29 protein-coding genes are annotated in these 26,496 nt (G+C 71.9%); 14 read left to right on the forward strand and 15 right to left on the reverse strand.

The genetic code is table 11. From position 1 onward, the window contains the following. Positions 1 to 406: 406 nt before the first annotated feature. Positions 407 to 1,351 (forward strand): hypothetical protein, encoded by a 945-nt coding sequence (locus tag AC07EG_RS15335; protein WP_478253722.1) that lies wholly within the window; start codon positions 407 to 409, stop codon positions 1,349 to 1,351. Positions 1,352 to 1,473: 122 nt separating this feature from the next. Next, complete coding sequence (locus tag AC07EG_RS15340) at positions 1,474 to 2,310, forward strand: poly(ethylene terephthalate) hydrolase family protein (RefSeq protein ID WP_478253723.1); 837 nt, start codon at positions 1,474 to 1,476, stop codon at positions 2,308 to 2,310. Between the two features lie 41 nt (positions 2,311 to 2,351). On the opposite strand, the gene AC07EG_RS15345 is transcribed toward AC07EG_RS15340, so the two are convergent. Beyond that, on the reverse strand, positions 2,352 to 2,807 hold the full coding sequence (locus tag AC07EG_RS15345) for a GNAT family N-acetyltransferase (RefSeq protein WP_478253724.1): 456 nt from the start codon (positions 2,805 to 2,807) through the stop codon (positions 2,352 to 2,354). Positions 2,808 to 2,810: 3 nt separating this feature from the next. Beyond that, positions 2,811 to 4,622, reverse strand: coding sequence for a hypothetical protein (locus tag AC07EG_RS15350; protein WP_478253725.1), 1,812 nt, complete (start codon positions 4,620 to 4,622; stop codon positions 2,811 to 2,813). A 105-nt stretch (positions 4,623 to 4,727) separates the two neighbouring features. On the opposite strand from AC07EG_RS15350, the gene AC07EG_RS15355 reads away from it, so the two are divergent. Genes AC07EG_RS15355 through AC07EG_RS15365 form a run of 3 tightly spaced genes read left to right on the forward strand, consistent with a single transcriptional unit; the run spans position 4,728 to position 6,469 of the window. Continuing rightward, a complete protein-coding gene (locus AC07EG_RS15355) occupies positions 4,728 to 5,072 on the forward strand; it encodes a cupredoxin domain-containing protein (protein ID WP_478253726.1) in 345 nt (114 codons plus the stop codon). Beyond that, on the forward strand, positions 5,069 to 6,325 hold the full coding sequence (locus AC07EG_RS15360; RefSeq protein ID WP_478253727.1) for a hypothetical protein: 1,257 nt from the start codon (positions 5,069 to 5,071) through the stop codon (positions 6,323 to 6,325). Before AC07EG_RS15355 ends, AC07EG_RS15360 begins: the two co-directional genes overlap by 4 nt. 3 nt (positions 6,326 to 6,328) lie before the next feature. Next, complete coding sequence (locus AC07EG_RS15365) at positions 6,329 to 6,469, forward strand: hypothetical protein (protein WP_478253728.1); 141 nt, start codon at positions 6,329 to 6,331, stop codon at positions 6,467 to 6,469. Positions 6,470 to 6,474: 5 nt separating this feature from the next. On the opposite strand, the gene AC07EG_RS15370 is transcribed toward AC07EG_RS15365, so the two are convergent. The 6 genes from AC07EG_RS15370 to AC07EG_RS15395 form a co-directional block, all read right to left on the reverse strand. Further along, entirely contained in the window at positions 6,475 to 6,870 is a 396-nt protein-coding gene (locus tag AC07EG_RS15370) for an SgcJ/EcaC family oxidoreductase (RefSeq protein ID WP_478253729.1), read from the reverse strand. Between the two features lie 34 nt (positions 6,871 to 6,904). Beyond that, positions 6,905 to 7,771: a sigma-70 family RNA polymerase sigma factor gene (locus AC07EG_RS15375; RefSeq protein WP_478253923.1), complete on the reverse strand. Its 867-nt coding sequence runs from the start codon at positions 7,769 to 7,771 to the stop codon at positions 6,905 to 6,907. A gap of 66 nt (positions 7,772 to 7,837) precedes the next feature. Next, entirely contained in the window at positions 7,838 to 8,743 is a 906-nt protein-coding gene (locus tag AC07EG_RS15380; protein WP_478253730.1) for an SDR family NAD(P)-dependent oxidoreductase, read from the reverse strand. 386 nt (positions 8,744 to 9,129) lie between these two features. Next, the gene (locus AC07EG_RS15385; protein ID WP_478253731.1) at positions 9,130 to 10,005 is read right to left on the reverse strand and encodes an NAD-dependent protein deacetylase; all 876 of its coding nucleotides are present in this window, start codon (positions 10,003 to 10,005) and stop codon (positions 9,130 to 9,132) included. After that, positions 9,984 to 10,268, reverse strand: coding sequence for a hypothetical protein (locus AC07EG_RS15390; RefSeq protein WP_478253732.1), 285 nt, complete (start codon positions 10,266 to 10,268; stop codon positions 9,984 to 9,986). Before AC07EG_RS15390 ends, AC07EG_RS15385 begins: the two co-directional genes overlap by 22 nt. Before the next feature lie 6 nt (positions 10,269 to 10,274). Then, positions 10,275 to 11,093: a phytanoyl-CoA dioxygenase family protein gene (locus tag AC07EG_RS15395; protein WP_478253733.1), complete on the reverse strand. Its 819-nt coding sequence runs from the start codon at positions 11,091 to 11,093 to the stop codon at positions 10,275 to 10,277. Between the two features lie 88 nt (positions 11,094 to 11,181). Here AC07EG_RS15395 and AC07EG_RS15400 point away from each other — a divergent pair, with 88 nt between their 5' ends. Beyond that, positions 11,182 to 12,183: a LacI family DNA-binding transcriptional regulator gene (locus tag AC07EG_RS15400; protein ID WP_478253734.1), complete on the forward strand. Its 1,002-nt coding sequence runs from the start codon at positions 11,182 to 11,184 to the stop codon at positions 12,181 to 12,183. Here AC07EG_RS15400 and AC07EG_RS15405 read toward each other — a convergent pair. After that, the gene (locus AC07EG_RS15405) at positions 12,180 to 13,082 is read right to left on the reverse strand and encodes an NAD(P)-dependent oxidoreductase (protein ID WP_478253735.1); all 903 of its coding nucleotides are present in this window, start codon (positions 13,080 to 13,082) and stop codon (positions 12,180 to 12,182) included. The genes AC07EG_RS15400 and AC07EG_RS15405 overlap by 4 nt on opposite strands. 74 nt (positions 13,083 to 13,156) lie before the next feature. Here AC07EG_RS15405 and AC07EG_RS15410 point away from each other — a divergent pair, with 74 nt between their 5' ends. Continuing rightward, a complete protein-coding gene (locus AC07EG_RS15410) occupies positions 13,157 to 13,744 on the forward strand; it encodes a TetR/AcrR family transcriptional regulator (RefSeq protein WP_478253736.1) in 588 nt (195 codons plus the stop codon). A 1-nt stretch (position 13,745) separates the two neighbouring features. Here the strand turns inward: AC07EG_RS15410 and AC07EG_RS15415 are convergent, their stop codons facing one another. From AC07EG_RS15415 to AC07EG_RS15440, 6 genes are read right to left on the reverse strand one after another with little or no spacing between them, the layout of a single operon-like run. Next, a complete protein-coding gene (locus AC07EG_RS15415) occupies positions 13,746 to 14,576 on the reverse strand; it encodes a hypothetical protein (protein ID WP_478253737.1) in 831 nt (276 codons plus the stop codon). A 49-nt stretch (positions 14,577 to 14,625) separates the two neighbouring features. After that, the gene (locus tag AC07EG_RS15420) at positions 14,626 to 15,645 is read right to left on the reverse strand and encodes a ketopantoate reductase family protein (RefSeq protein ID WP_478253738.1); all 1,020 of its coding nucleotides are present in this window, start codon (positions 15,643 to 15,645) and stop codon (positions 14,626 to 14,628) included. Then, positions 15,642 to 16,391 carry an SDR family NAD(P)-dependent oxidoreductase gene (locus tag AC07EG_RS15425; RefSeq protein WP_478253739.1) on the reverse strand — a complete coding sequence of 250 codons (750 nt, stop codon included), beginning with the start codon at positions 16,389 to 16,391 and terminating at the stop codon, positions 15,642 to 15,644. Before AC07EG_RS15425 ends, AC07EG_RS15420 begins: the two co-directional genes overlap by 4 nt. Next, positions 16,391 to 17,665, reverse strand: coding sequence for an MFS transporter (locus AC07EG_RS15430; protein ID WP_478253740.1), 1,275 nt, complete (start codon positions 17,663 to 17,665; stop codon positions 16,391 to 16,393). Before AC07EG_RS15430 ends, AC07EG_RS15425 begins: the two co-directional genes overlap by 1 nt. Beyond that, complete coding sequence (locus AC07EG_RS15435; protein ID WP_478253741.1) at positions 17,662 to 18,558, reverse strand: polysaccharide deacetylase family protein; 897 nt, start codon at positions 18,556 to 18,558, stop codon at positions 17,662 to 17,664. The genes AC07EG_RS15430 and AC07EG_RS15435 overlap by 4 nt, the downstream gene beginning before the upstream one ends. 13 nt (positions 18,559 to 18,571) lie before the next feature. Continuing rightward, positions 18,572 to 19,555, reverse strand: coding sequence for an Lrp/AsnC family transcriptional regulator (locus AC07EG_RS15440; protein ID WP_478253742.1), 984 nt, complete (start codon positions 19,553 to 19,555; stop codon positions 18,572 to 18,574). Positions 19,556 to 19,784: 229 nt separating this feature from the next. Here AC07EG_RS15440 and AC07EG_RS15445 point away from each other — a divergent pair, with 229 nt between their 5' ends. The 7 genes from AC07EG_RS15445 to AC07EG_RS15475 are packed head-to-tail and all read left to right on the forward strand — an operon-like array spanning position 19,785 to position 26,444. Continuing rightward, positions 19,785 to 20,762, forward strand: a complete 978-nt coding sequence (locus AC07EG_RS15445) for an AraC-like ligand-binding domain-containing protein (protein WP_478253743.1) — start codon at positions 19,785 to 19,787, stop codon at positions 20,760 to 20,762. A 39-nt stretch (positions 20,763 to 20,801) separates the two neighbouring features. Then, positions 20,802 to 21,569 carry a MoaF C-terminal domain-containing protein gene (locus tag AC07EG_RS15450; protein ID WP_478253744.1) on the forward strand — a complete coding sequence of 256 codons (768 nt, stop codon included), beginning with the start codon at positions 20,802 to 20,804 and terminating at the stop codon, positions 21,567 to 21,569. A gap of 11 nt (positions 21,570 to 21,580) precedes the next feature. Further along, positions 21,581 to 21,973: a nuclear transport factor 2 family protein gene (locus AC07EG_RS15455; protein WP_478253745.1), complete on the forward strand. Its 393-nt coding sequence runs from the start codon at positions 21,581 to 21,583 to the stop codon at positions 21,971 to 21,973. After that, complete coding sequence (locus tag AC07EG_RS15460; RefSeq protein WP_478253746.1) at positions 21,973 to 23,193, forward strand: ABC transporter substrate-binding protein; 1,221 nt, start codon at positions 21,973 to 21,975, stop codon at positions 23,191 to 23,193. The genes AC07EG_RS15455 and AC07EG_RS15460 overlap by 1 nt, the downstream gene beginning before the upstream one ends. Before the next feature lie 11 nt (positions 23,194 to 23,204). Further along, the gene (locus AC07EG_RS15465; RefSeq protein WP_478253747.1) at positions 23,205 to 24,065 is read left to right on the forward strand and encodes an ABC transporter permease subunit; all 861 of its coding nucleotides are present in this window, start codon (positions 23,205 to 23,207) and stop codon (positions 24,063 to 24,065) included. After that, on the forward strand, positions 24,052 to 25,752 hold the full coding sequence (locus AC07EG_RS15470; RefSeq protein WP_478253748.1) for a branched-chain amino acid ABC transporter ATP-binding protein/permease: 1,701 nt from the start codon (positions 24,052 to 24,054) through the stop codon (positions 25,750 to 25,752). Before AC07EG_RS15465 ends, AC07EG_RS15470 begins: the two co-directional genes overlap by 14 nt. After that, entirely contained in the window at positions 25,749 to 26,444 is a 696-nt protein-coding gene (locus tag AC07EG_RS15475; protein ID WP_478253749.1) for an ABC transporter ATP-binding protein, read from the forward strand. Before AC07EG_RS15470 ends, AC07EG_RS15475 begins: the two co-directional genes overlap by 4 nt. Positions 26,445 to 26,496: the final 52 nt, after the last annotated feature.

The raw sequence follows: 26,496 nt of genomic DNA on the forward strand, positions 1-26,496 counted from the left end.
AGCCTCATTTCCTTCGTCACCTTCCACCGGAATCCGAGCATCGCACCGCAGGTGTCTCGGGCGCATCTCCCCGGTGACTGGCCCGGCGTCACCGGCTCCGTCAGCTGCACGTACGAGGCGTGGCGGCCCCCCGATGGGAGTTCCGCTTCCCACTGACGACCACCCGGAAGAGACCTTTCCGGCGGTAACGCGACTGCGCGTGCAGCACCGCGGCGCAATTCCGCCGAGGCGGTTAATGCCAATGGCCCAGCGTCATTTTCCCGCCTTTGTCCAGCCCAGTGGGTGAACGCACACCCGGCAGACCGGCGGGCGTGCGTTCGGGCGACGCGGCGCAGACGCCCTTTCCGGAAGCTTCGGTCCCAGGGTCGCACCGGCCCGGGAATTCCGCAGAACGAAGGAGAAAGCCATGCCGAACCCGATGATCAAGACCGTCGACATCCAGATCGCCCCGGCGGACCTGCACACCCTCAAGCACGCCCACTACAAGCTCTGCGTGGCGAAGAAGGTCAACGACACCTACAACGTGGTCTGGCAGTCGGCCACCGACTACCTGACCGGCAACAAGTTCTCCTGGCAGCCGGTGTACGAGCTCTTCGGCAGCAACGAGTTCAAGGACGACGGCAGCACGACCGTCGACGTGTCCACGAACCAGGTCCCCATCGGCCTCGGCCAGCAGGCGGTCCTCGACGCGGACGGTTACCTCGGGGAGGCGGCCTCCGGCGGCCAGCCCGAGGGCATCACGCTGGTCAACCAGTTCGGCTCGATCCACCCGGCGCTGAGCTCGGTGTGCACCGATCTGTCCGGGCAGACCACCACGACGCCGATCTACGTCGCCGAGGAGCCGATCGTGCCCGGTGACGACCTGCTGGTCCCGAAGGAGTGCGTGCAGGTGTGGTTCGACCAGAAGCTCACCACCAGCACCATGTTCAGCGAGGCGCGGTCGGATGCCATCGAGATCGACCTGACTTCGCAGAGCAGCGCGACCCGGCTCTACAGCGGCGGGGCGTGGACCACTCCCGCGCAGGCCGAATCGGTCGGCGTCGAGCCGATGACCATCGCGGTGGTGGTCGCGACGCTGACCGCGGCGGTGGCCATCCAGAACCTGGTCTCGAAGATCACCTCGAAGCTGACCGGGGTGTACCAGGACGTCAAGGTGGAGGTGACCGGCATCGCGGGGACCACGGTGAAGATCGAGTACAAGGAGCTGAAGGGGCTCACCGGCGCGCGGCTGCAGAACACCCAGCTGCTGCTGGCGAACAACACCACGGTGGACCAGCTGGCCCGGTTCGCCGTGGAGGCGTTCGCCCAGCTGGGCGTCGGCTACGTGCAGCTGACCGCGAACGAGGGCTGACCGTCCACTTCGGACTCGCGAGCTATCGGCGATTTCGCCGGTCCGCCACCGCCGCCCTGGCCGGGGGCGGTGGCGGGCCGACACAATCCGGCAGGGCCGACTCCCCTACCCCGGAGGGAACCATGCGACTGCGCACCGCCCTGCTCGGCGTCCTCGCCCTGGCCGCCACCCTGCTCCCCGCCACCGCCGGCGCGGCGGGCCCACCGCCGTCCGCGCTCGGTGGTTCCGGGCCGTACCCCGCCGGTTACGAAACCACCATCCGGCTGTCCGACCACACCATCTACCGGCCGAACACGCTGCCCAGCGGCATCAAGCTGCCGATCGTGGCGTGGGGCAACGGCGCCTGCCGCGCGGACGGCACCTGGTTCGAGAACATCCTCACCGAATGGGCCTCGCACGGCTTCCTGGTGATCGCGAACGGCAGGCCGGGCGGGTTCGGGCAGACCGACCCGGACATGCTGATCGAGTCGATCGACTGGGCCATCGCGGAGAACTCCCGCATCGGCAGCAAGTACCGCGGGAAGATCGACACCACCAAGGTCGCCGTGATGGGTCAGTCGTGCGGCGGCATCGAAACCTACGAGGTGGCCGACGACCAGCGGATCACCACCACCGTGCTGTGGAACAGCGGCCTGCTCGGCGACAGCCAGAACCACCTGCTGCAGCGGCTGCACGCACCGATCGCCTACTTCATCGGCGGCCCGAGCGACATCGCCTACCCCAACGCGATGGACGACTGGCAGCGGCTGCCCGCCGGGCTGCCCGCGTTCATGGGCAACCTCGACGTCGGGCACTTCGGCACCTTCGACCAGCCGAACGGCGGAGAATTCGGCCGCGTCGGCGGGCACTGGCTGAAGTGGCACCTCAAGGGTGACCAGACGAGCAAAGCCCAGTTCGCGGGCCCGGACTGCGGCCTGTGTTCGACCGAATGGGACGTGCAGCAGAAGAACCTGGCCTGACGCCCGCGACACGGGTGCGGCTCCCCGGGGCCGCACCCGTGTCACAGCGTCCGGGTCAGGTAGACGCTGTGCGGGTCGAGGCGGTAGTCGGCGAACGGCGCGCATTCGGTGAAGCCGAACTTCTCGTAGAGCCGCCGTGCCGGGGCGAAGAAGCCGGCCGAACCGGTTTCCAGGCTGATCCGGCTGAAACCCATGCGCCGCGCTTCGGTGAGGATGTGGGTCAGCAGGTGCGAGCCGATCCCGCTGCGCTTGCGCGTGGTGCTCGTCCGCATCGACTTCAGTTCCGCGTGCTCGGCGTCGAGCGCCTTGAGCGCCCCGCAGCCGACCAGCGCCCCGCCGTCGTGGACCGACCAGAAGGTCACGTCCGGCTTGCGGAGGTCGTCGAGGTCCAGCGCGTGCTTGCTCTCCAGCGGCGTCAGCGAGCGCATCTCGGCGACGTGCTCGGCGAGGAACTCCGCGATCTCCGGTCCCGACAGGTCATCGACGATGATCTCCATGCCCTAGACGGTAGCCTTCGGCCGCACCCCGGCGCTCGCGGTGTAGAGCCAGCCGAACAGCAGCCACATGCCGCCGAAGATGAGGCCGACGGCGACGTAGGCGACCGTCCACAGCACGGCGGGCGTCTCGCTCTTGCGTTCCCGCTGCAGGAACTCGATCTCCGACATGAACGGGCGGCTCCCCGGGACCGCCTCGATCGGCGGGGCACCGGCTGCCGGGTCGTCCGGGGCGTAGACCGGGGCCAGCGCGAGCATCCGGTTCGCGGTGTGCAGCCGGAACCCGGTCTTCCAGGCGCCGTAGACCGGCAGCGGTTCGGTGGTGCGGTAGACGCCCTCGCCGATCCGCTCCAGCGGTTCGGTGAAGAAGTCCCCGCCCTGCCAGGAAAAGCCGTTCAGCCAGAGCGCGTCCTCGGCCAGTTCCGGATCGCTGATGCGCACCGTGGCGTCGACCCAGCGCGGTTCACCGCCGCCGTGCGGGCCGGACACCGGCAGGCTGGTGGCCGACTCGGTCAGCGCCACCTCCGCGGTCAGCCCGGCCGGGGGGTCCTGCGGCACCACCACCGCGGCCATCAGGCCCACCGCCCCCAGGGCGCCGATCAGCCCGGCGACGTGCCGGACCTTGCGCGCGGGCGTGCCCGCGGTCGCGTCCGTGGTTTCGGCGATGCTTTCCACCTGCTGGTACTGCCAGGCCCCGATCAGGCACCCGGCGACCGCGGCGGCCGTGCCGAAGACCAGGAACAGCGGCAGGTGGCCGGCGGGCCACGGGTTCGGCATCAGCCACTGGGAGAACGCCCACTCCCCCAGCATGCCGATGGTGCCCGCCCCGATCCCGGCCAGCAGCGCCAGCCGGTGCACCCCCGCGCGGGCGGCGAGCAGCGCGACGACCTCGATCACCACGGCTTCGACCACGTACGGCAGCAGCGAGGCCACGTGCAGGTCGTCGGCGAACGGGATGATCGCGAACACCGCGCGCGTCACCAGGAACACCGCGAGCACGATCAGCGTGCCGCCCGGTCCCCACGCCAGCCTGCCGTAGAGCAGGGTCCAGCCGCCGATCAGGCCGACCAGCACCACCTGCGCCAGCATCGGGAACTGCGGCACGCCGAGGTCGAACTCCATCAGGAACGCCGACGCGCCCATCATCCAGGCCCCGGCCAGCAGCGGCCCGAGCAGCCGCACCAGCGGACCGGTGGCGCCGACCTGCCGCGCCTCGGCCAGCAGCAGCTGCAGCCCGATCACCACGCCGATGCCGCCGCCGATCATCAGCACGTGGGTGGGGCCCCATTCGGTGACGTCCTGGCCGAACAGCCGGTGCCACACGTCGTCCAGCGGGAAACCGGCCACGCCGACCAGGCCGGTGGCCATCATCTGCACGCTGCCCATCGGCACCCGCCAGTGCGGGCCCAGCGCGAAGGTGCGGGCGGGCAGCTTGCCCTTCGCCAGCCCGGCGCTGAGCACCCCGCTGGCGAAGATGCCCATCAGCCCGAAGTAGATCGGGTAGTGCGACGGATTGGCCAGCGGCCCCTCGTCGCGCCCGAGTTCCATGTGGATCGGCACGTCCCAGTACACGCCGATCAGCGCCGAGAGCCCCGACAGCCCGGCGAGGAACATCGGCAGCGCCGCCCACCGCGGCAGGCCGGACCGCCGGGCCGCCCAGTCCGCCAGCCTGCCCGCGGCGGTGCGCCTGCCCGCGCGTTCACGCAGCACGAACACCGCGAGCGGCAGGAAGATGACGAAGAACATCAGTCCGGCGATGGCGATCTGCCCCAACTCGGCACCACCGGCGGGCGGACTGGTCGGCTGCGCGAGATTCACTGATGGACCCTTCCGGCAAACTACGTGTTACCCCTGGTAACAGTTACTGGAAATAGCATGTTACCGTTGGTTACACGTAAAGTCGAGCCGGCGGAAGGAACTCCTGTGAACTGGTGCGCTCGTGGTGTGGTGGTGCTGGCGGTGCTGGGGCTGGCCGCCTGCGGATCCGGCGAAACCGGGCAGGACGGTTCCGGCTCCGACCACCGCTTCGCCGTCAGCGGCGGCACCCGGACCGAGGGTCCTGATCGGATCGAAGCCGCCACCGGTTCCTCGGTGACCATCCGGGTCACCTGCGACGCCACCGACGAACTGCACGTCCACGGCTACGACAAGGCCGCCCCGTGCGAGCCCGGCACCCCGGCGTCGCTGACCTTCACCGCCGACGTGCCCGGGGTGTTCGAGGTCGAGATGCACGAGACCGGCCCGCTGACCCAGCTGCGGGTGCGGTGATCCTGGCGCACGGCCTCGGCGGCCGTTCCGATCTGCCCGTGCCGCTGTGGCTGGCCCTCTACGCCGGTGCCGCGGCGGTGCTGATTTCGTTCTTCGCGCTGACCGCGCTGTGGAAGACCCCGCGCCTGAAAGGGGAACGGGCCGGGCGGCCCCTGCCCCGGGTCGTCGCGCGGGTGGCCGATTCGCCGGTGATCAGGGCCGCGTTGCGGGTGCTCGGCGTGGCCGCGCTGGCGGTGGTGCTTGGCACCGCGTTCTCCGGCGGGGACAGCGGCGAAAACCCGGCCCCGGCGTGGTTCTACGCCTGGTTCTGGGTCGGCCTGGTGGCGGTTTCGCTGCTGCTGGGCCCGGTGTGGCGGCTGGTCAACCCGGCCCGCACGATCGCCGCGGCGGTGCGGCTGGCCGTGCCCGCCCTGCGGGTCACCCGCCCGGCACCCACCCGGCCCGGTTCCCGCGCCGCGATCGCCGGGATGCTCGCTTTCCTCTGGCTGGAACTGGTTTTCCCGCATTCCGACGCCCCGCTCGCGGTGGCCGTGTTCCTCTCGGCGTACGTGCTCGCCCAGGTCGTGGCGGGGGTGCGGTACGGACCGGCGTGGTTCGCCCGCGGTGACGCCTTCGAGGTCTACTTCGGACTGGTCGCGGCCCTGGCCCCGGTCGGCAGGCGCGCCGACGGCGCGCTGGTGCTGCGCAACCCGCTCGACGGCCTGCTCACGCTCGGCCGCTCGCCGGGGTCGACCCCGTTCATCCTGGTGCTGCTCGGCGCCACCGCCTTCGACGGGCTGACCCGCCTTCCGCTGTGGACGGACGGCACCCGGGAACTGGACGGCACCACCGCGGTGCTGCTCGGCACGGCGGGTCTCGCGGTGGCGATCGGCCTGATCTCCGCCGCCTACGCCGGCGCGGTCCGGCTGACCCGCCCCTTCCTGCGCAAGGGCACCGAGCCGTACCGGGAGTTCGCGCACTCGCTGGTGCCGATCACGGTCGGGTACACCGTGGCGCACTACTTCTCGTTCGCCGTGTTCGAGGGGCAGCAGGGCCTGCTGCGCCCGGTCGACTACACCGTGCTGTCCCCGGCGCTGATCGCCGCGGTGCAGATCGGCGCGATCGTGGTGGGGCACGTGCTCGGCGTGGTCTCCGCCCACGACCGGGCCCTCGCGGTGCTGCGGGCACACTACGAGAAGGCGGGCCAGTACCCGGTGCTGGCGCTGATGGTCGGTTACACCGCCATCGGCATCTACCTGGTTTCGGGAGGGTGAGCGGTGCACGGGGTGCTGGCGCACCAGGGCGGCTGGGACGAGATCATGGTCTTCGGCGGCCCGGTCGGCATCATCGTGCTGCTCGTCGTGCTGGCCAGGCGGCAGGCGCCGCCCCCGGAAGAGGGGGACGACGCCGACGAGTGAGGTTTTCAGGCCGCCACGGCGGTGTTCTGGCAGGCGACCAGCCGCCAGTCACCGTCCTCCTCGGCCATGACGAACAACGGCGTGCCCTCCCCCTCGTCCTCTCGGGGCGTGCCGTCCGTGCTCCAGTAGCGCTGGCGCACCTTCACCGCCGCGACGTCGGGGCGGATGAACACCACGTGCACGACCTCCATCGTGCAGCGCAGTCCCCGCATGGCACCCGGCAGCACCTGCCGGGTGAAGGCGGCGATCTCGTCCCGGCCGAGCAACCGCTTGCCCCCGCCGGTGGTCCAGATCGCGTCGGCCCGGAACAGGCCGACGAACTCGTCGACGAGTTCGTGCTGCTGCGCGTGCTCCACGGTGGCGACCACCCGCTCGATCGCCCCGAGCTCTTCGTTCTCCATGACTTCCAGCCAACTACCTCGATCGTGCTGGAGGTCAACCACCGACCGCGATCTCCAGGTCCCGCAGGCGGTCCGGCGCCGCGATCACGTCGATCCGGGTGATCCGCCGGTCCTCCACGGTGAACCGCAGCACCACGAAGACCTTGCCGTGCGGCGCCAGCACCACCCCCGGCGAACCGTTGATCAGCGCCGGCCCGGAGAACGCCGCCCGCGCCGCGCCCGCGGCGATCGCACCCTTCGCCACGTGCGCGGCGCCGCGCAGCGTGAGCGGCCGCGGAGCGGGCCCGGCTTCCGCGTCGGCGTGCAGCACCACGTCCGGGTCGAGCAGGGCGACCAGCGCGCCGAAGTCGCCACCCCGCGACGCGGTCAGGAAGGCGCTGACCACCTCGTGCCGCCTGCCGAGGTCGGCGGGCGCCGGGTGGGTGCCCCGGACCCGGCGCCGGGCGCGGCTGGCGAGCTGCCTCGCCGCGGCCGCCGTCCGGTCGAGCAGCGCGGCGATCTCCTCGAACGGCACGGCGAACAGGTCGTGCAGCACGAAGGCGACGCGCTCGGCCGGGGTGAGCGTGTCCAGCACCACCAGCAGGGCCACGCCCACCGAATCGGCCAGCACGGCTTCCTCGGCCGGGTCCGCGGTGTCCTCACGGCCGTCGACCGCGTCCAGGGGTTCCTCACGCCGGTTCTCCCGGGAACGGAGCAGGTTGAGGCAGACGCGTGCCACCACCGTGGTCAGCCAGCCAGCCAGGTTTTCGATCTCCGCGCCGCCGGTGCGGTTCAGCCGCAGCCAGGTCTCCTGCACGGCGTCGTCGGCCTCGCTGAGCGAACCGAGCACCCGGTAGGCCACCCCGCGCAACCGCGGCCGCTGCTGTTCGAACTCCGCCGCCAGCCAATCGCTTTCCCGCACCGATTCCACCGTCTCCACCCGTCACGATCCTTCCTCGCCGGACTCCACCGGAGATGACCCCGCGGGTCAAGCGGATGTGACAGTGGGCTCGGCACCGGTCAGCTCGGCGCTCGCCGCCCACAGCCGGGCCGCCGCCTCCCGATCGGCCAGCACCCCGCGGACCGGCTCGGCCACCGGTGCGCCCCGCAGGCCGAACACCCTTGGCCCCAGCAGCTGACCGCCGGTCACCGCCGGGTCGAGCACCGCCCGGACCGCCGTCCACGCCCCGGCCTGCTTGCCCTGCAGCAGCAGCCCGGCAGGCAGGCCGCGGAGCCGCTCACCGGCGGAGCGCACGCGGACCGGCGGACGCGACGGGGTCAGCGAGTCGAGCGCGCCGCCGGGGTGGCAGACCACGCTGCGGATCCCGCTGCCCGCCGCGCGCAGGCGGCGGTCCAGCTCGAACCCGAACAGCATCTGGGCCAGCTTGGCCCGCGAGTAGGTGCGCTTGGCCCGGTAGTCGCGGGTGCTCTGCAGGTCGTCGAAGTCCAGTTCGACGGATTTCGCGGTGAAGCTGCCGGTGGTGACCACCCGGCCGGCCGCGGCCAGCGACGGCAGCAGCCACCGCACCAGGGTGAAGTGGCCGAGGTGGTTGGTGGTGAACATCAGCTCGGTGCCGCCGGGAGCTTCCCGCCGCCCGGGCCCGTCGAGCAGCACCCCGGCGTTGCAGACCACCGCGTCGAACCGCCCGGTGACCTCGATCGAGGCCGGATCGGCGAGGTCGAGCCGCAGGTGGCGGACGCGGGCACCGGGCACCCGCGTGCGGATCGCGGTCATCGCGGCCCCGGCCTTGGCCGGGTCGCGGCTGCCGAGCACCACGGTGGCCCCGGTACCGGCCAGCTGCTCGGCGGCGAAGTAACCGATCCCGGCGTTGCCACCGGTGATCAGGAAGGTCTTCCGCTCGGCACGCGGCAGCCGGTGCACGTCCCAGGTCATGACCGCCAGAAAAGCACACCCACCCGGCGTGAGCGCAAGAAGGCGGCGACCCGGCAGGCGCTGGCGGACGCGGCGCGGTGGCCACGCTGTTCGCCCACTCCTCCGGCGGCAAGGAGGCGCTGGTGCCCGGGTACGGCGCCGGTCGCGGCGGTGCGCGAGCGCGGCGAAGGCGTGCCGATCCTCGAAGCGCTCCGCGGCTTCCTGGCCCGGCGGGGTCCGTCCGACCCCGGCGTTGCGGGGCCGGTCATCGCCGAGGAGGCGGGCGGCGATCCGGACGAGTTGCCCCTGCGTGTGCTCGCCCGGTTCGTGCTGGAGAGCCCGGACCCGGCCGGGCTCGCCGGCCCGCTCGCCGCGCTGCACACGGCGTTCGCGCGGCTGGCCGGAGTTCAGCCGAGCCGGGTGACCAGTTCGGTGAGGGCCTGGCCGAGCGGGCGGTCCACGCGCACCGTGGCGTACCGGTCGCCGCGGGTCTGGCCGAGGTTGATGATCAGCACCGGTTTGCCCGCCTTGGCGGCGTGCCGGACGAACCGCAGGCCCGACATGACCGTCAGCGAGGAGCCGAGGACCACCAGCGCCCCGGCCTCGTCGACCAGGCGGTAGCAGTGCTCCACCCGCGGTTTGGGCACGTTCTCGCCGAAGAACACCACGTCGGGCTTGAGCACCCCGGTCCCGCAGTCCGCGCAGGCCACCAGCTCGAACCCGCGCACGTCCTCCTCGGCCAGTTCCACGTCGCCGTCCGGGTTGATCCGGGTGGCCGCGCCGCCGAAGCCCGGGTTCGCCGCCCGCAGCCGCCGGTCCAGCTCCTCGCGCGGGCTGGTGCGGCGGCAGTCCAGGCAGCTCACCCGGTCCAGGCTGCCGTGCAGTTCCACCACGTCACCGGCCCCGGCGGCCTGGTGCAGCCCGTCGACGTTCTGCGTGATCACCCCGGAGACGTAACCGCGTTCCTGCAGCGCGGTGACCGCGTGGTGGCCGTCGTTGGGGTGGGCGCGGGCGATGGTGCGCCAGCCGAGGTGGCTGCGGGCCCAGTACCGGCGGCGGCCCGCCGCGCTGCCGACGAACTCGTCGTAGGTCATCGGGGTGTGGCGGCGCAGGCTGCCGCCGTCACCGCGGTAGTCGGGGATGCCGGACTCGGTGGACAGCCCGGCACCGCTGAGCACCAGCGCGCCCCGCTCGGCGAGCACCTCGGCGACCTCGTCGAGGCTGCGGGTGCGCGGCTGCGGTTCACCGGTGGACGCCCAGGTCAGCGTCGGTCGAGTCCGCATGATCCCAGCGTACCGGCCGGCCGGACCAGTAGCGGTCGAGCGGGACGGGTGGCCGGCGAGCCGGACGGGCCGAGCGTGCGGTCGTGGGCCTGCCACCGGCCGTCGTCCAGCGCGGCCTGGAGCAGGTCGTTCACCTTGTCCCGCAGCGGCCGGCCGGGGGCAGGCCGATGCCGCAGCCCCGCGGCCAGTTCGTCCACGGCCCGCCAGCTCACCCCCACGCCACCCTCGCCGAGGGCGCGGCCGAGCCGGTGGCGACCGGCCACGAGCCCCTACTCGGCGGCGCCCATCACCAGCCCCTCGATGGTGTGCTTCTGGGTGATCGGCTGGAGGCGGTCGACCACCGGGCAGCGCAGGTGGTGCCGCAGCGAGTCCGGCAGGGTGTCCCAGAACTCTCGGGTCACCGCGGTGTCGTGCCGTTCGTCGTTGCCCGCGCCCGGTGCGTCGACACCGAGCACCAGCACCGGCCGCGACTTGGCCGAGACGTTCGCCGTGCCGCGGTGGACGGTCAGCGCGGAGCGGATCGAGATGTCGCCCATCTTCGGGTACTTCCGGGTGGCCAGCGAACGGTAACGCGGGTAGTTCTCCTTGGGCGGGAACATGCCGTGCTCGAAGTCCTCGCCGGTTTCCCGGTGCGTGCCCGGCGCGATCTCGAACGGCCCCATGTCCGCCTCGGTGTCCACTGTGGTCACGTTGATGGCGAGCGAGGTGAGCCTGCCGGTTTCCCTGGTTTCGGCGGGCATCGGGAAGTCCCGGTGCCACGGCTGGTCGACCGCACCCGCCAGCGGCACGTCGAACCCGACCTCGACGATCCGGTAGTCCGGGCCGAGCACCGCCTCGCACACCGCGTCGATCCACGGGTGCGTGACCAGATCGGTGAAGCCGCGCAGCTGCTCCGGGTGGATCTCCACGTAGTACCGGTTCGGGCCCCGGCCGACCGCGCCGCCCTCGCGCGCCAGCGCCTCGGTGAACGCGGCGTCCACGTCTTCGCCCAGGCGCGCCACCCACTCCCGCTCGAAGGCGCCGGGCAGCCCGGCGATGCCGTCCCGCTCGATCCGGGCGGTGACCGCGGCCAGCTGTGCTTCGTCCATCACGACCTCCTTCGGTGTGTCGTCCAGTTTGCAACGTGGCATGCAACGTTGCAAGAGGTAGCCTGGGCGGAGTTCTCCTGGAGGTGGCATGGGCGCGAGCCTGCGTGAGGTGGCCGAGCACGCCGGCGTTTCGGTGCGCACGGTGTCCAACGTGGTCAACGGCTTCCGCTACGTCGCCGACGAGACCAGGGCCCGGGTCCAGGCCAGCATCGACGAATTCGGGTACCGGCCCAACATGGCCGCGCGCTCGCTCCGGCGCGGGCGGACCGGGCTGGTCGCCCTGGTCATCCCCGAGGTCGACTCACCGTACTTCGCCGAACTGGCCGCGCGGACCGTGCGCATCGCCGAGGCCCGCGGCCTGACCGTGCTGATCGACCAGACCGACGGCGACGCCGAGCGCGAGCGGCGGCTGCTGCACGGCCAGCGCACGCAACTGGTCGACGGCATGCTGTTCAACCCGTGGGCGGTCTCCCCCGACGAGCTCTCCGCGCGGACCGACACCGTTCCGCTGGTGCTGCTCGGCGAGCACGACAGCACCGCCGCCGTCGACCACGTGGCCATCGACAACGTCGCCGCCGCGCGCACGGCGACCGAGCACCTGCTCGCCTCCGGCCGCCGCCGCGTCGCCGCGCTGGGCCTGCAGCCGCACGTGGCGAACGCGACCGCCCGCCGCCGGCTGCGGGGTTACCGCGAGGCGCTGGCGGGTGCCGGGCTGGCTCCCGTGCCGGAGCTGGAGGTGCCGGTCGAGACGCTGCACCGCGCCGACGGCCACCGCGCCATGCTCGGCCTGCTCGACCTCGCCGAACCGCCGGACGCGGTGTTCTGCTTCACCGACGAACTCGCCCTCGGCGCCCTGCGCGCGGCGGCCGACCGGGGGGTCGCCGTGCCCGGGGACCTGGCGCTGGCCGGGTTCGACGACATCGAGGACGGCCGGTTCAGCGTGCCGTCGCTGACCACCATCTCCCCCGACAAGGACGCCATCGCCCGATCGGCGCTCGACTGCCTGGCCGGGAGTTCGCCCGCGCCGCGGGCCATCGTCGCCCCGCACGAACTGATCGTCCGCGGCAGCAGTCAGCGCGGGTCCGGCTAGGGCGCGCCACTGGTCACCACGCCGGCGGCTTCGTCCGTTCGCTGCTCGATGGCCTGGACGACCGCGGCCATGTCGGCGCCGCCGAGGCCGAGGGCTTCGGTTTCGCGGAACAGGCCGAGGCAGTCGTTCAGCAGCGGTGCCGCGATGCCGGCCGACTCGGCGGCGGCGGCGATCAGCTCGTTGTTGTAGCGCACGTCGGCGATGGCGGCCTGCACGGTGAAATCGCGGTCGGCGAGCTTGCGGGCCTTCACCCGGGAGACCGCGCTGGCCATCGGCCCGGCGTCCAGCACGCCGAGCAGCGTCGGCAGGTCGAGGCCCTGCCGGTCGGCGAAGTGCACCGCTTCGGCGAGGCCGGTGACCATGGTGATCAGGAACAGGTTGACCGACAGCTTCATCAGCATGCCGTTCGGCGCGGCCCCGCAGTCGACCACCTCGCGGCACATCGGGGCCAGCAGCGGGCGCACCACCCGGGTGGTCTCGGCCGCACCCGCCAGCATCGCCACCAGTTGCCCGGCCTCGGCGGGCTGCCGGGATCCGGAAACGGGCGCCTCGGCGTAGGCGCCACCGGCCGCGCGGACGTCGGCTTCGAGACCGTGCGAGTACTCCGGGGACGTGGTGCCCATGTGCACGACGACGTGGTCCGCGACCAGCTCCGCGAAGTCCGGGGTGCCGCGGCGGAGGACCGCGTCGATGGCGTCGCCGTTGCTGAGCATGAGGAAGACCGTGTCCGCGCGCTCGAACACGGCGGCGGCGCCGGGCAGCACGGTGGCACCGGCCGCCCACAGCGGTTCGGCCCGGCTCGGGGTGCGGTTCCACACCGCGAGCGGGGTGCCCGCGCGCGCCAGGTTGAGCGCCATCGGCTGGCCCATCACGCCGAGTCCGAGGAATCCCGTTGCCATGCTTCCCCCTACTATGACGGTTGTCATGATCTGTGCGGTCACTATGACAGGTGTCATGGAAGGTGGGAAGAGGGATGGCCGAGCGGGGGCGCCCGCCGCGGGAGCGGCTGGTCTACAGCGCGGCGCAGCTGGTGCGCAGCCGCGGGGTGACCGGGACCGGGGTGCGCGACGTGGTCGAGCACGCCGGGGCGCCGCGGGGCTCGTTCCAGCACTACTTCCCCGGCGGCAAGGACCAGCTGGTCGGCGAAGCGCTGCTGTGGTCGGGCGAATTCGCCGCCCGGCACGCGGCCGCGTACTCGGCGGCGCGGCGCCCGAGTGCGGCGGGCTTGTTCGCCCACCTGGTCGAGCCGTGGCAGGAGGAGTTCACCCGGCGGGGCTTCGAACGGGGCTGCCCGGTGATGGCGACCGCCGGCGACCTGGCAGGCGGCGAGTCGGCGGTCACCGAACCGCTGCGGGCGGCGCTGGTGCTGTGGGAGTCGGCGGTGGCTGAGCAGCTGGCGCGGATGGCGTTCCCCAAACGCCGGGCCCGCAGGCTGGCGACGCTGATGATCAGCACGCTGGAGGGCGCCATCATGGCGGCCCGGGTGCGGCGCTCGGTGGGACCGCTGACGGATGTGGTGGCGGAGATGACGCCGTTGTTGCGAGGCGTTCAGCCCTCGTGACTCATCCGGCCGTGCTCTTCACCGCGGCCCGGTTCAGCCAGCTGTCGAACAGGTCCCGGTAGCGGTTCGCCCGGGCGGAGACGTCGTCCCGCGGAATGTGCTCGTAGAACTCGAACGGCCGAATGGTGCCCGCCTCGGTCCACTGCAGGTAAGCCAGGAACAGCTCCCCGTTGCCCAGCCGGAAACCGTGGACCACCGGGAGGCAGGCGTAGGGGTGCAGCTCGACCGAGATCCGGCGGCGGGCCAGGTCGTCCGACTCCTCGTCGAGCAGGGACCGGATGCGGTCCTGGCTGCGTGCCGCCTCGGTGCTCCAGTGGGTGGGCAGTTCGCCCGAACGCGCCACGAACGCCGGGTCGAGGCTGTACAGGGTGATGCGCCAGTGCGACGGCGAAGCGTCCGTGGTCAGCCAAGCGGCCAGTTGCGGCCAGGTGGTGTTCAGCGTCAGGCCCAGCACTTCCAGCGTCCGTTCGCTGCGACGCCCGCTCACCGACAACCGCTTCACCGCGTCGAGGGCGGCGCCGACGTCGTGCACGATCCGCGTGTCCTGGCGCGGGCCCAGTTCCGCCCGCATCTTCCGCACCTGGCGGCCCAGCTGGTAGACCGCCACGATCGCCACCTCCAGCATGATCGCCACGATCGCGGTCAGCGCCTCCACGTTCAGCTTCAGCACGTACCGTTCCAGCACCATCCTGGTCGGCTCGATCGTGTTCAGCACCAGGTAGACCGCGGTGAGCAGGGCCAGCCCGGTGGTCACCGCCTCCCAGATCCGGCGCACCCTGGTCGACAGCGTGCCCGGTTCCCTGCTCTTCGCCCGGCGGCGCCCGCGTTTCACGACGATCAACCTCGCAGGAGCGCCCCCGCTCGCGCAACCTCCTTCCGTGCTACCGCCCGGCGAGCCGGTCGAGGGCGTCGAGCCGGGTTTCCGACATGGTTCCCGGGGCCGACTCCAGTTCCCGCAGGCCGTCGAGCACGGCTCGCAGCACCGGGGTCCGCAGGCCCAGCCGGTCCGCTTCGGCCAGCACGGTGGCGTAGTGCGTGGTCACCTCCACCGGCCGCCGCCGCACGGCCAGGTCCCGCCAGATCCCGCTGCGGTTCTTCGGCTGCGTGCGCAACCAGGCGGTCAGCCGGCCGGTCGCCGCGATCCGCGCCTGGGGAGCGGCACCGCGGACGAAGGCGTCCGGGGTGAACGCGTCGAAGGCCTCCAGCCGGACGCCCAGCGCGCCCGCCACGTCGAACACCTCCGCACCGAGCGCGTGGATCGCGGCGTGGTGCCGGTCGATCAGGTCGGCCATCGCGTCGTCGGCCAGCGCCGTGGCGGCCAGCATCGCGCCGAACCCGGCCTTCGCCCACAGGAAGCCTTCGACGTTGTCGCTGGCCTGCGCCGGTCCCCACGCCCGCAGGTCGCCGACCAGCGAAGTCACCCGCGGCGAAACCGGTCGCCCACCCGGCTCCCCGAGCACCAGCGCACCGGCACCGCCGTCGGCGATCACGCCGGGGCCGAGGCGGTCGGCGAAGATGTTGACGAACGCGCCGACGGTCCGCCGCCAGCCGATCCGGCTCGCCAGCACCGGCTCGTTGAACCCGTTCTGCACGGACACCACGTAACCGTCGTCAGTCAGCCGCGACGCGATCCAGTCGGCCGCGCCCGCGGTGGCCTGCGCCTTCACCGCGAGCAGGACGCGGCCCAGCGGTTCGCCGAACTCGTCCGGGGTGAAGGCCCGGACGGCGGCCCGTTCCCTGGCGCCACCGCGCTCGAGGACCAGGCCGTGGTCGCGGATCGCCGCCACGTGCTCGGCGTCGGCGTCCACCACGGTGACCGGGTGCCCGGCCCTGGCCAGGTGGAAGGCGAGGGTGCCGCCGATCGCTCCGCCGCCGACCACCGCATACGCGTCGCGGGTCATTCGCTCTGTCCTTTCCGGACGGTCTGGGGTGGCCACAGGCGGGGCAGGTGCGCGGCACCGGCGCCGGCACCGCCGTCCACGCGCAGCACCTCCCCGGTGATCCACGAAGCTTCGGGACCGGCGAGCCACCGGACCGCGCGGGCGATGTCCGGCGGCGTTCCCGGGCGGCCGAGCGGATTGGCCGAAACCGCCGCCGCGTAGTCCGGGGCCACCGGGTTCCGGTCGCTGTCCACGGCCACAAAACCGGGGCTGACCGCGTTGACCCGGATGCCGAGCGGCCCGAATTCGAGGGCGGCGGCACGGGTGGCCATCTCCAGCGCCGCCTTCGTGCTGGCGTAGGGACCGCCACCGGGGCGGGCTCGCAGCGCGGCACCGGAGGAGATGTTGACCACCGATCCCCCGCGCTCGCCGGCCCGGCGGGCGAACGCCGCCGTGGCCAGCACCGGGGCACGCAGGTTCAACGCGAACAACTCGTCCCAGGCCGCGGCGTCCACGTCGATCAGGTCCAGCGACGGGTACCGCCCGGCCGCGTTCACCAGCACGTCGATCGGCCCGTGGTGCCGCCACGCCCGGTCGACGACCGCCTCCGGTGCCTCCGGCCGGGTCAGGTCCGCGGTGATCGCGAAGCCGAGCGAGGCCGGGATCAGGTCGCCGTCGAGGTCGGCCAGGCTGAGCGCGGCGCCGGTGAACTCCTCGGCGATCGCCCGCCCGATCCCCCTGGCCGCGCCGGTGACCAGCACGTGCATCAGTCGAACTCCTTGTCCTTGGTCTCCGGCATGGTCAGGTAGACCACCAGCGAGATCAGCGCCGAACCGGAGACGTAGAGCCAGAGCAGGTCGCGCCGGCCGATGTCGTTGAGCCAGGTGGTCACGTACGGCGCGGTCCCGCCGAACAACGCCACCGCCAGTGCGTACGGCAGCGCGATGCCGGTGGCCCGCACCTCCGGCGGGAACTGCTCGGCCATGATCACCGCGCAGTTCGCCGAGTAGCCGAGCAGGAACAGCATTCCGGTCAGCTGCACCAGGAACACGCTGAGGAAGCTGTTGTCCAGCAGGTGCAGCATCGGCCACGACAGCACCACGAACCCGCCGGCGAACACCCCGAGGGTGGGCTTGCGGCCGAACCTGTCCGACACCAGCCCGGCGAAGGGCAGCAGCACCACGAACAGCACCAGGCACAGCGTCTGCGAGAGCAGGGCCTGCGACAGCGGGATGCCGGTGGTGATGTTGGCGTAGGTGGGCAGGTAGTTGACCCAGATGTAGTAGGTCAGCGTTCCGGCGATGGTGATACCGGCAACCCGCAGCGCGGCACCGGGGTGCTCCTTGAACATCGCCTTCAGCGGGTTGACGCGCCGGGCGGACCGCGTGAACGAATCGGTCTCCTCCACCGAGATCCGCAGCCACAGCCCGATCAGGCCGAGCAGCCCGCCGAGCACGAAGGCCACCCGCCAGCCCCAGTCGTGCAGGGCTCGCTCGTCCAGCGCGGAGGTGGCGACGGTGCCGAGCAGCGAGGCGATCAGCACCCCGCCGCCGACCGAAACCTGCTGCCACGACCCGGCGAAGGCGCGACGGCCGCGGGCCGCCGATTCGACCAGGAACGCTGATGACGAACCGAATTCCCCGCCCGCCGAAAAGCCCTGCAGCAACCGGGCGAGCAGCAGGACCAACGGGGCGAACACCCCGATCGCGCCGTAGCCGGGCGTCAGGGCGATGACGAAGGACGCACCCGCCATCAGCCCGACGGTCAGCGTCAGGCCCTTCTTGCGACCGTGCCGGTCGGCGTAGGCGCCGAGCACCGCGGCCCCGACCGGGCGCATCACGAACCCGACCGCGAACACCGCCAGGGTCGACAGCAGCGCCACGGTTTCGTCCCCGCCGGGGAAGAACTCCACCGAGATGATCTTCGCGAAGATCGAGTACAGCGCCCAGTCCACCCATTCGACGGTGTTGCCGATGGTGCCTGCCACGATCGCCCTGCGCTGCCGGGCGGACAGCTTCGCGGTGGTCTCCGCGGTGGTCATGGTGTGCTCCCCGGGGTGTCGCGCACGGTGGCCGCGAGCTCGGCGTGCGTGGTGAACCAGACGTCGCGGTGCCCGCGGATGTGGTCGATCAGCTCCCGCAGCACCACCAGGCGCGAGCGGTGGCCGATCACGTGCGGGTGCATGGTCAGCTGGAACACCCCGCCGTCGCGGTAGGCCGCGTCGAACTCGTCGGTCCAGATCTCCAGCACGTCACGCGGGCGGGTGTAGGGGCGCACCGAGCCGAACCGGTCCATGGTGAAGTACGGCGCGTCGTCCCTGATCCAGTCGACCGGGATCTCCACCACGCCGGTCGGCTGCCCACCGGCCAGGATCTCGTACGGCTCGTCGTCGGCCATCAGCGAGGAGTCGTAGGCGAAGCCCAGTTCCCTGATGATGTCCAAAGTGGAGTCGGAGAAGTCCCACGACGGCGTGCGGATGCCGGTCGGGCGGGTGCCGGTCAGCTCGGCCAGGGTGTCCAGCGACCGGCGGACCAGGTCGAGTTCGTCTTCTTCGGACAGCAGCGCGTTGCGTTCGTGGATCCAGCCGTGCACGCCGATCTCGTGCGGTTCAGCGGCGTAGTCCTTCGCCTCGGCCGGGTGCAGCAGGGCGGACACCGCCGGCATGAAGAAGGTGGCCGGGATGTGGTGCTCCGCCAGCAGTTCCAGCACCCGCCCGGCGCCGACGCGGGCGCCGTACTCGCCCTGCGCCAGGCGGCCGGGGCTGGTTTCACCGTCGCGCAACGGGATGGTCTCGTGGTCGGCGTCGAACGACAGGGCGACCGCCACCCTGGCGCCGCCCGGCCAGGCCGCCGGGGTGAGCGGCCGTCCGGCCCGCACGGCCTCGACGTGGCCGCGCCAGGTCTGCTCCGGCCACTGCCATGGCTGGGTGTCCATGCTTCCTCCAAGCTCAGCGGAAACGGTCGACCCTGGTCCACGCGCGCTTCAGCGTGGCCAGGTGCAGGGTGATGTCGGAGGCGGTCAGGCCGGGCAGCCTGCCGATCACCTCGTCGGTGTAGCGGAACAGGTCGGCGGTGGCGGGCAGCACCATCTGGCCGACCAGGTTGAACCGGCCGGTGGAGGCGGCCAGGAACTTGGTGCCCGGGTGCCTGGCCAGGCGGCGCCCGGCCTCGGTGAGCTGCCCGGGGTGGATCGAGAGCCAGAGCATGAACTCCACGCCGAAGCCGAGCAGCGCCGGTTCGACCAGGGTGCGGAACCGCAGGCTGCCGGTGGACAGCAGCCGGTCCAGCGCCCTGGCCACACTGGACTCGCTGCGGGACAGCCGCCGCGCGACGGTGCTCACCGGCAGCCTGCCGTCGGCCGCCAACTCCTCGGCGACCGCGCGTTCCAGCTCGCCCGGCGAGCGCGGTGGCGCACCCCAGTCGGCCCGCTCGTAGGGCGGCCGGTGCGCCGGGCGCAGGTCCTCGGCTGCTTCCGGGGGCAGCAGGCCGGTGTCCCACATCGGTGCGGTGGTGAAGGTGCGGATGACCGCGACGCTGTCGGTCCCGGCGATCAGGTCGGCCCCCGGGAGGTCGGTGAACAGCAGGCGCAGCAGTTCGTCGTTGTCGTGCGCGACGAAGTCGACCACCAGATCGGCGGTGCCGGTGACCACGGCGAGGAACCGGGCCTCCGGCCGCGCGGCCAGCTGCTCGGCCAGTTCCCAGCCCCGGCCCGGCTGGGCCTGCACCCGCACCAGCATCGACGAGCCCGCGGCCGTGCGGTCGAGGTCGATCACGCCGACCACGTGCACCAGGCCGCGCTCGTGCAGGGCGGCGAACCGGCGCTGCACGGTGGTCTCGCTGGCGTCCGCCCAGCGCGCGATCGCGCTCCACGGCGCCCGGCCGTTGAGCTGCAGCGCGCCGATGATGCGGCGGTCCAGGTCGTCGATCACCATGCGGGCAGACGCTAGATACGCCCAGCGGGTCCCGTCAACGCGGGAATCCTGCACGCGGAGCGGTCAGATGGCGGATTCCAGGCGCGGACGGTGGCTCAGGCGCCGGAAAACCCCGGCGCGGGATCCCATCACAAAAGGATCGAGATCGGTGGCCGGATCATTGCCGGGAGGCATCGTATCGCTTATCGTATATGAAATTCCGGTCCTCCCGAAGTAGTGAGGTGACGCCGTGACCACTGCCGCCGACCCGACCACCACCGTGGTCGCGCGCGACTTCACCGACTTCCGCACGGTCGTGTCGCAGGCCTTCGTCCCGCTGCAGGTGACCAGCGACCACCGCGACCACTTCCGCGGGCGCATCCGCTCCTGCGGGGCCGACGACATCCAGCTCTCCGAGGTGGCCGCCTCCGCGCACGTGGTCGAGCGCACGCCCGAGCTGATCGCCAGGGCCGACCGGCACTACTACAAGCTGAGCCTGATCCTGGCCGGCACCGGCCTGCTGGTGCAGGACGACCGCCAGGCCGTGCTGCGCCCCGGTGACGTGGCGCTCTACGACACGCACCGTCCGTATTCACTGGTGTTCGAAGAGGACTTCCGCACGCTGGTGGTGATGTTCCCGCAGCGGCTGATCGACCTGCCGCGCGACCTGGTCGGCCAGCTCACCGCGGTCCGGATGTCCGGCAAGCGCGGCATGGGCAACGTGGTGGTGCCCTTCCTCGCCCAGCTCGGCACCAACCTCGACCAGCTCGGCGGCCCGGCGGGCGTCCGGCTCGCGCACACCGCGGTGGACCTGCTCGCCACCCTGTTCGCCACCGAACTCGACCTCGCCCGCGCCACCGCGGGCCCGCGCCACGAATTGATGCGCCGGGTGCTCGCCTACATCGACGCGCACCTGTCCGCCACCGACCTCGGCCCGGCGCAGATCGCCGCCGAGCACTACATCTCCACCCGGCACCTGCACGGGCTGTTCCACGAGCAGGGCACCACGGTTTCGGGCTGGATCCGCACCCGCCGCCTGGAGCACTGCCGCCGCGAACTGCTCGACCCGGTGCACGCCACCCGCCCGGTCGCGGCCATCGCGGCGAAGTGGGGCTTCGTCGACGCACCGCACTTCAGCCGGGTGTTCAAGACCGAGTTCGGCTGCTCGCCGAGTGAACTGCGCCGGGGCTTGACCGTGAGCGATCGGTTCTTGCCGCCCAGCGCGTGACCGCTGGCTCGCACCGGGCGGGGCCTCGACGATGACCGCATGCCCGAAGCAGCAGAGGAACAATGGCGCACCTATGACGAGTTCGCCGCCGGAATAGCCACCTACCGCCTGCCCGGCGCGGACCTCTCGGGGCGGGCCCTGACCGTCACCCTCGACGACGGCACGGCGCTGGAACTGCGGTTCGAGGACGCCGAGCACGTGGTCTGCAACGGTGTGCGGGACCCGTACGACGCGGTCGCCGTGCGGGACGACGTCTTCTTCGTCAACCTCCCGCACACCAGCGTCGAAGGGGAAGCGCTGACGATCGTCTTCTCCACGGCCACGCACCGCGCGCTGGCCGTGCGGTCGGTCATCGGCGCCGAGGACGTCGAGGGGATCCCCCGTGTCTCACAGACGTTCTGGGCCGGTACCACCGACGCGGGCACCCCGTCCGGCGAGGCACCGGGACCGTCGCGCGACCTGATCGGCAAGCGCAACGTCTACCGGTACAGCCCGGAACACCTGTACGAGCACGTCTACGTCTCCTCGCAGCGCTACGCCTGGCAGTGCCTCGAAGGCGTGCAGCGCGGCCACGGTGACATGGACCTCTCGACGGTCTGGAAGTTCCAGGACGGGCTGTACCTGTTCTGCTTCCGCGAATTCCGCATCGCCGTGGCCAGCGTGTGGTTGCACGACCTCGGTTACGCGCTGCGGACCACCGGCGTCTTCCTCGGCCTGACCGGCGACGGCCGGTCCGAGCACTCCCGCGCCGGCGGGCACATCTACCCACTCGGCGCGGTCGCCTACCCCGACGCGCAACCGGTCTGAAGGAGCGAACGATGTCCAATGTAGACGTGATCGCGGCGCACTACGACGCCAGCGACCAGGGCGACCTGGCCGGCATGCTGGCCCCGCTCGGCCCGGAGACCACCTGGACCGAAGCCGCCGGCTTTCCCTACGCCGGCACCTACGTCGGCCCCGAGGAAGTCAAGGAGAACGTGTTCGAGGCGATCGCGCGGGACTGGGAGGGCTACACCTTCACCCTCGCCGAACTGCTCGACGCCGGGGACGCGGTGATCGGCCTGGGGTCCTACCGCGGCAGGCACCGCGAGACCGGGCGCTCGTTCACCGCCCGCGTCGCGCACGTGTGGAAGTTCGACGGCGGCAAGGTCACCAGCTTCGAGCAGATCGTCGACTCCGCGCCGGTGATCCGTGCGGCGGAGGACCAGTGATGCGCCGCATCCCCGCCCGCCCGCCTGCCCACCGCCCTCAACCGACTCGCTTCGCGAGACTCGCTTCGCTGGCAGCTGCCGTTCTGCTCACCACCGCGGCCTGCGCCGGTGCGGAAAGCGGTTCCGGCGATCCGATCGTGGTCGGTTCGGTCAACGCGCTCAGCGGCCCGGCCACCTTTCCCGAGGCGTCGCAGGCGGCGAAGGCGGTGTTCGACGCGGCCAACGCCGGCGGCGGGGTGAACGGCAGGCAGATCGAATACAAGGCCCTCGACGACAAGGGCGATCCGGCGGCAGCCGCCGCGGCGGCCCGCGAGATCGTCGGCGGTGACGAAGCGGTGGCCCTGGTCGGTTCGTCCAGCCTGCTCGAGTGCGAGATCAACGCCGAGTACTACGAGCAGCAGAAGATCCTGTCCATGTCCGGGATCGGCGTGGACCCGGCGTGCTTCTCCAGCCCCAACATCGCCCCGGTCAACGTGGGCCCGTTCCACGACATGACGCTGAGCCTGCTCTACGGCTCGGAGGAACTGGGGCTGACCGACATCTGCGCGCTGCTGGAGATCGCGGGCAACACGCTGCCGTCCTACCAGGCGGCCATCGACGAGTGGTCGGCGATCACCGGCAAGAAGCTCAAGTACCTCGACGCGACCGTGCCCTACGGCGGTTCCGACTACACCTCCTACATCGTCAAGGCCCGCAACGCCGGTTGCAAGGCGATCACGGTGAACCCGGTGGAGCCGGACTCGATCGGCCAGCTCAAGGCCGCGCAGGCGCAGGGCTGGACCGACGTCACCTGGCTGCTGCTGACCAGCGTCTACAGCGAGAACTACGCCAAGGCGATCTCGAACGCCGGTGCCGGGGTGTACGTGCCCGCCGAGTTCTACCCGTTCACCGACTCCACCAGCCCGCAGAACAAGGAGTGGCGGGACCTGATGACGCAGAACGGCATTCCGCTGACCTCGTTCAGCCAGGGCGGTTACCTCGCGGCGAAGTACTTCCTGAGCGTGATCAAGGGCATCAACGGGGAGATCACCCGCGAATCGGTGACCAAGGCGCTGCGCGAGATGCAGCCGATCAGCGATCCGATGGTCGGCACGCCGTACGTGTTCGGCCCCGGCGACTCGCACCACGCCAACACCGCGGGCTGGCCGATCAAGCTCACCACCGGCACCAACCGGTGGGAACTGGCCGCGGACGACTGGCTGCGGATCCCGCAGCGGTAGGAGGAACACCAATGCTGCAGGGAGCGCTGGCCGGCCTGGCCGCCGGTGGGCTGTACGCGGTGCTCGCGGTCTGCCTGACGCTGATGTCCCGGCTGGTGCGGGTGGTCAACTTCGCCCAGTCCGCCACCGGCATGTTCGGCTGCTACGTCGCGGTTTTCCTGTCCGTCCAGTTCGGACTGCCGACCTGGGCGGCCACGGTCGCGGGCATCGTGCTGGGCGGGCTGCTCAGCGCACTGCTCGGCTGGGTCGTCTCCACCTGGCTGGCCGAGGCCGACACCGGCACCCGGTCGGCGGTCACCGTGGCGGTGCTGCTCCTGCTGATCTCGTTGTCGTTCATCCTGTTCGGCAACAAACCGCAGCCGTTCCACCCGATCCTCGACGGCCCGGCGCTCAGCCTCGGCGGGGTGGTGATCAGCCAGGTCACCGTGGTCACCGTGGTGCTGGCGGTGCTGGTCGCGCTGGTCAGCCGGGTGGTGCTGACACGGACCCCGGCCGGGGTCCAGCTGCGGGCGCTGTCCGAGCGCCCGACCACCGCCGAACTGCTGGGCATCCCGGCGAAGCGGCTGAGCGTGGCGGTGTGGGCGGCCACCGGGGTGATCAGCACGCTGGTGATCTCCATCGTGGCGCCGTCGCAGTCCAACGACGCGACCTCGCTGGCCATGCTGGTGGTGCCCGCCGCCGCGGCGGCGCTGCTCGGCGGGTTCCGCCGGCTGGACCTGGCGGTGGCCGGTGGCCTGGTGCTCGGCCTGGTGCAGGGCGCCGCCGCGCAGGTCGACGGGCTGTCGGTGCTGCGTTATTTCCTTCCGTTCGGCGTGATCGTGGCGCTGCTGCTGTGGTCGCAGCGCAAGGAGGTGTGGGATGCGGCTCGCTGAGCGATTCCTCCCGTTCGCCGTGGCCGCGGTGGCGGTCGCGCTCGGGTACGCGTTGAGCGTCGGGCTCGACGGGTACTTCGTCTACCTGGGCATGAGTGCCGTGGTCGCCGGGATCTCGCTGCTCGGGCTCGGGGTGGTCACCGGCAGCGCGGGCATGATCTCGTTGTGCCAGCTGACCTTCGGGGCGGTCGGCGCCTGGGTGGTCTCGGCGTTGAACAGGGCCGAGGCACCCGGCGGTTTCCTGGTCTGGCTGCTGCTCGGCGGGCTCGCCGCCGGGCTGGTCGGGGTGCTGGTCGGGCTGCCCGCGCTGCGGTTGCGCGGGATCAACCTGGCCGTGGTCACCCTCGGCCTGGCCGCCGCGGCCGACCTGACGCTGGTGCAGTTGCAGTTCCCCGGGGTCGCCGACGGCATCTCGGTGGAACGCCCGGACGCCTTCTCCGACGACCGGTCGTACTTCCTGCTGGCCGTGGTGGTGCTGGTGCTGTGCTGCCTGGCCGTGCACCACCTGCGCCGCGGGCGCTGGGGCAGCGGCTGGCAGGCGGTGGCCTTCTCCGAACGCGGTACCGCGGCCGCCGGTGCGAGCGTGCGCACCTCGAAGCTGACCGCGTTCGCGGTGAGCGCCACCCTCGGCGGCATCAGCGGCGGGCTGCTCACCGGTCAGGTCGGGCTGGCCTTCCCGGCCAGTTTCACCGCGATCCAGTCGCTGGCGCTGTACGTGCTGGCGATCATGTCCGGGGCGCACCTGATCGACATGGCGGTGTTCGGCGCGGTGCTCTGGGTGGGGGTACCGGAGCTGCTCAAGCGCTGGGGTGTGCCGCAGGACTGGGGCTTCGTGGTGTTCGGCCTGCTCGGCGTCCAGGCGCTGACCAGCGGCGGGAACCTGGGCGTGGCGGTGCGGCGGCTGGTCCACCGGCGGTCGCGTGAACCGGCGAAGCTCGACCTGGCGGCGAACACCGCCGCCCCGGAACCGGTCACGCCGGGGGCACCGGTGCTGGTGGTGCGCGGGCTGGGCGTGCGCTTCGGCGAGGTCACCGCGCTGTTCTCTGTGGACATAGCGGTACCGGAGCACGGGGTGCTCGGGGTGATCGGGCCGAACGGGGCGGGCAAGTCGACCCTGGTCGACGCGATCAGCGGGTTCCTGCCGAACGCCGAGGGCCGCGTCGAACTGGACGGCAGGCCGCTGACCGGGTCCCCGGCGAAGCGGGCGCGCTCCGGGCTGCGCCGGACCTTCCAGCAGGACCGCGTGCCACCGGGGCTGACCGTGCAGGCGTACCTGCGCTTCGTGGCCAGGCGGCGGCTCACCGCCACCGAGATCGCGGAGGCGCTGGACTTCTTCGGCTGCCCGCCCGCCCGCACGCCGCTGGCCCAGGTGGACGTCGGTGCGCGCAGGCTGGTCGAGGTGGTCGGGCACCTGCTGGCCCGGCCGCGGGTGCTGCTGCTCGACGAGCCGGCGGCCGGGCTGCCGCACTCCGAGCACGTCGCGTTCGGGGAGCGGCTGCGGCAGGTGCCCGCGCGCTTCGGGGTGTCGGTCCTGCTCATCGAGCACGACCTCGACCTGGTGCGCTCGGTCTGCGACACGGTCACCGTGCTCGACTTCGGCCAGGTGCTGGCGTCCGGGCCGCAGGCCGAGGTGCTGGCCGATCCGGCGGTGCTCAAGGCGTACATGGGTGAAACGGAGCTGCTGTGAACGCGTTGCGGGTAACGGGACTGACGGTCACGCGGGGCGCGGGCCCGGTGATCTCCGATGTCGGCTTCACCCTGGAGCCGGGGCGGATCACCGCGCTCGTCGGCCCGAACGGGGCCGGGAAGACCAGCCTGCTGGAGGCCGTCTCCGGGGTGGTCCCGGCCGCCGCCGGCACCGTCCACCTCGGCGCGGAGGAGATCACCCGGCACTCCAGGGTGGCGCGTGCCCGCATGGGCCTGGCGCACATCGAGCAGGGTCGCGCGGTGTTCCCCGGGCTGACCGTGCTGGAGAACCTGATGCTGACCGCCCGCACCCGGTCCCGGGCCGACGAGCTGTTCGACGCCTTCCCGGAACTGGCCAAGCGCCGCGATTCACCCGCGGCGCTGCTCAGCGGCGGGGAGCAGCAGATGGTGGTGCTGGCGCGGGCGTTCGCCGCCCGCCCGGCCTTCCTGCTCATCGACGAGATGTCGCTGGGCCTGGCCCCGGTGGTGTTCACCCGGCTGCTGCCGATGATCACCCGCTTCGCCGGGGAAGGCGCGGCCATCCTGCTCGTCGAGCAGTTCACCCACCTCGCCCTCGGCGTGGCCCGCGACGCGCTGGTGGTGTCGTCGGGCCGCGTCACCTACTCCGGCGACGCGGCCACCCTGCTCGACTCCCCCGGCACCCTGCAAACCGCCTACCTGGGCGGTTCCTGACCCAGCACGAGGTCTCCGGTCACTCACCGAGTCACCGGAGACCTCGTCGCGC

Source organism: Amycolatopsis sp. NPDC045836, assembly GCF_056431745.1.

What these genes read in the sequence shown, in the direction of transcription:
- AC07EG_RS15385 (WP_478253731.1), bottom strand. Translation starts at nt 10,005, where the DNA reads ATGCGGACTCGACCGACGCTGACCTGGGCGTCCACCGGTGAACCGCAG.
- AC07EG_RS15450 (WP_478253744.1), top strand. Translation starts at nt 20,802, where the DNA reads ATGCCCGAAGCAGCAGAGGAACAATGGCGCACCTATGACGAGTTCGCC.
- AC07EG_RS15420 (WP_478253738.1), bottom strand. Translation starts at nt 15,645, where the DNA reads ATGACCCGCGACGCGTATGCGGTGGTCGGCGGCGGAGCGATCGGCGGC.
- AC07EG_RS15440 (WP_478253742.1), bottom strand. Translation starts at nt 19,555, where the DNA reads ATGGTGATCGACGACCTGGACCGCCGCATCATCGGCGCGCTGCAGCTC.
- AC07EG_RS15465 (WP_478253747.1), top strand. Translation starts at nt 23,205, where the DNA reads ATGCTGCAGGGAGCGCTGGCCGGCCTGGCCGCCGGTGGGCTGTACGCG.
- AC07EG_RS15425 (WP_478253739.1), bottom strand. Translation starts at nt 16,391, where the DNA reads ATGCACGTGCTGGTCACCGGCGCGGCCAGGGGGATCGGGCGGGCGATC.
- AC07EG_RS15345 (WP_478253724.1), bottom strand. Translation starts at nt 2,807, where the DNA reads ATGGAGATCATCGTCGATGACCTGTCGGGACCGGAGATCGCGGAGTTC.
- AC07EG_RS15435 (WP_478253741.1), bottom strand. Translation starts at nt 18,558, where the DNA reads ATGGACACCCAGCCATGGCAGTGGCCGGAGCAGACCTGGCGCGGCCAC.
- AC07EG_RS15405 (WP_478253735.1), bottom strand. Translation starts at nt 13,082, where the DNA reads ATGGCAACGGGATTCCTCGGACTCGGCGTGATGGGCCAGCCGATGGCG.
- AC07EG_RS15370 (WP_478253729.1), bottom strand. Translation starts at nt 6,870, where the DNA reads ATGGAGAACGAAGAGCTCGGGGCGATCGAGCGGGTGGTCGCCACCGTG.
- AC07EG_RS15410 (WP_478253736.1), top strand. Translation starts at nt 13,157, where the DNA reads ATGGCCGAGCGGGGGCGCCCGCCGCGGGAGCGGCTGGTCTACAGCGCG.
- AC07EG_RS15340 (WP_478253723.1), top strand. Translation starts at nt 1,474, where the DNA reads ATGCGACTGCGCACCGCCCTGCTCGGCGTCCTCGCCCTGGCCGCCACC.
- AC07EG_RS15395 (WP_478253733.1), bottom strand. Translation starts at nt 11,093, where the DNA reads ATGGACGAAGCACAGCTGGCCGCGGTCACCGCCCGGATCGAGCGGGAC.
- AC07EG_RS15400 (WP_478253734.1), top strand. Translation starts at nt 11,182, where the DNA reads ATGGGCGCGAGCCTGCGTGAGGTGGCCGAGCACGCCGGCGTTTCGGTG.
- AC07EG_RS15380 (WP_478253730.1), bottom strand. Translation starts at nt 8,743, where the DNA reads ATGACCTGGGACGTGCACCGGCTGCCGCGTGCCGAGCGGAAGACCTTC.
- AC07EG_RS15430 (WP_478253740.1), bottom strand. Translation starts at nt 17,665, where the DNA reads ATGACCACCGCGGAGACCACCGCGAAGCTGTCCGCCCGGCAGCGCAGG.
- AC07EG_RS15455 (WP_478253745.1), top strand. Translation starts at nt 21,581, where the DNA reads ATGTCCAATGTAGACGTGATCGCGGCGCACTACGACGCCAGCGACCAG.
- AC07EG_RS15470 (WP_478253748.1), top strand. Translation starts at nt 24,052, where the DNA reads ATGCGGCTCGCTGAGCGATTCCTCCCGTTCGCCGTGGCCGCGGTGGCG.
- AC07EG_RS15335 (WP_478253722.1), top strand. Translation starts at nt 407, where the DNA reads ATGCCGAACCCGATGATCAAGACCGTCGACATCCAGATCGCCCCGGCG.
- AC07EG_RS15460 (WP_478253746.1), top strand. Translation starts at nt 21,973, where the DNA reads ATGCGCCGCATCCCCGCCCGCCCGCCTGCCCACCGCCCTCAACCGACT.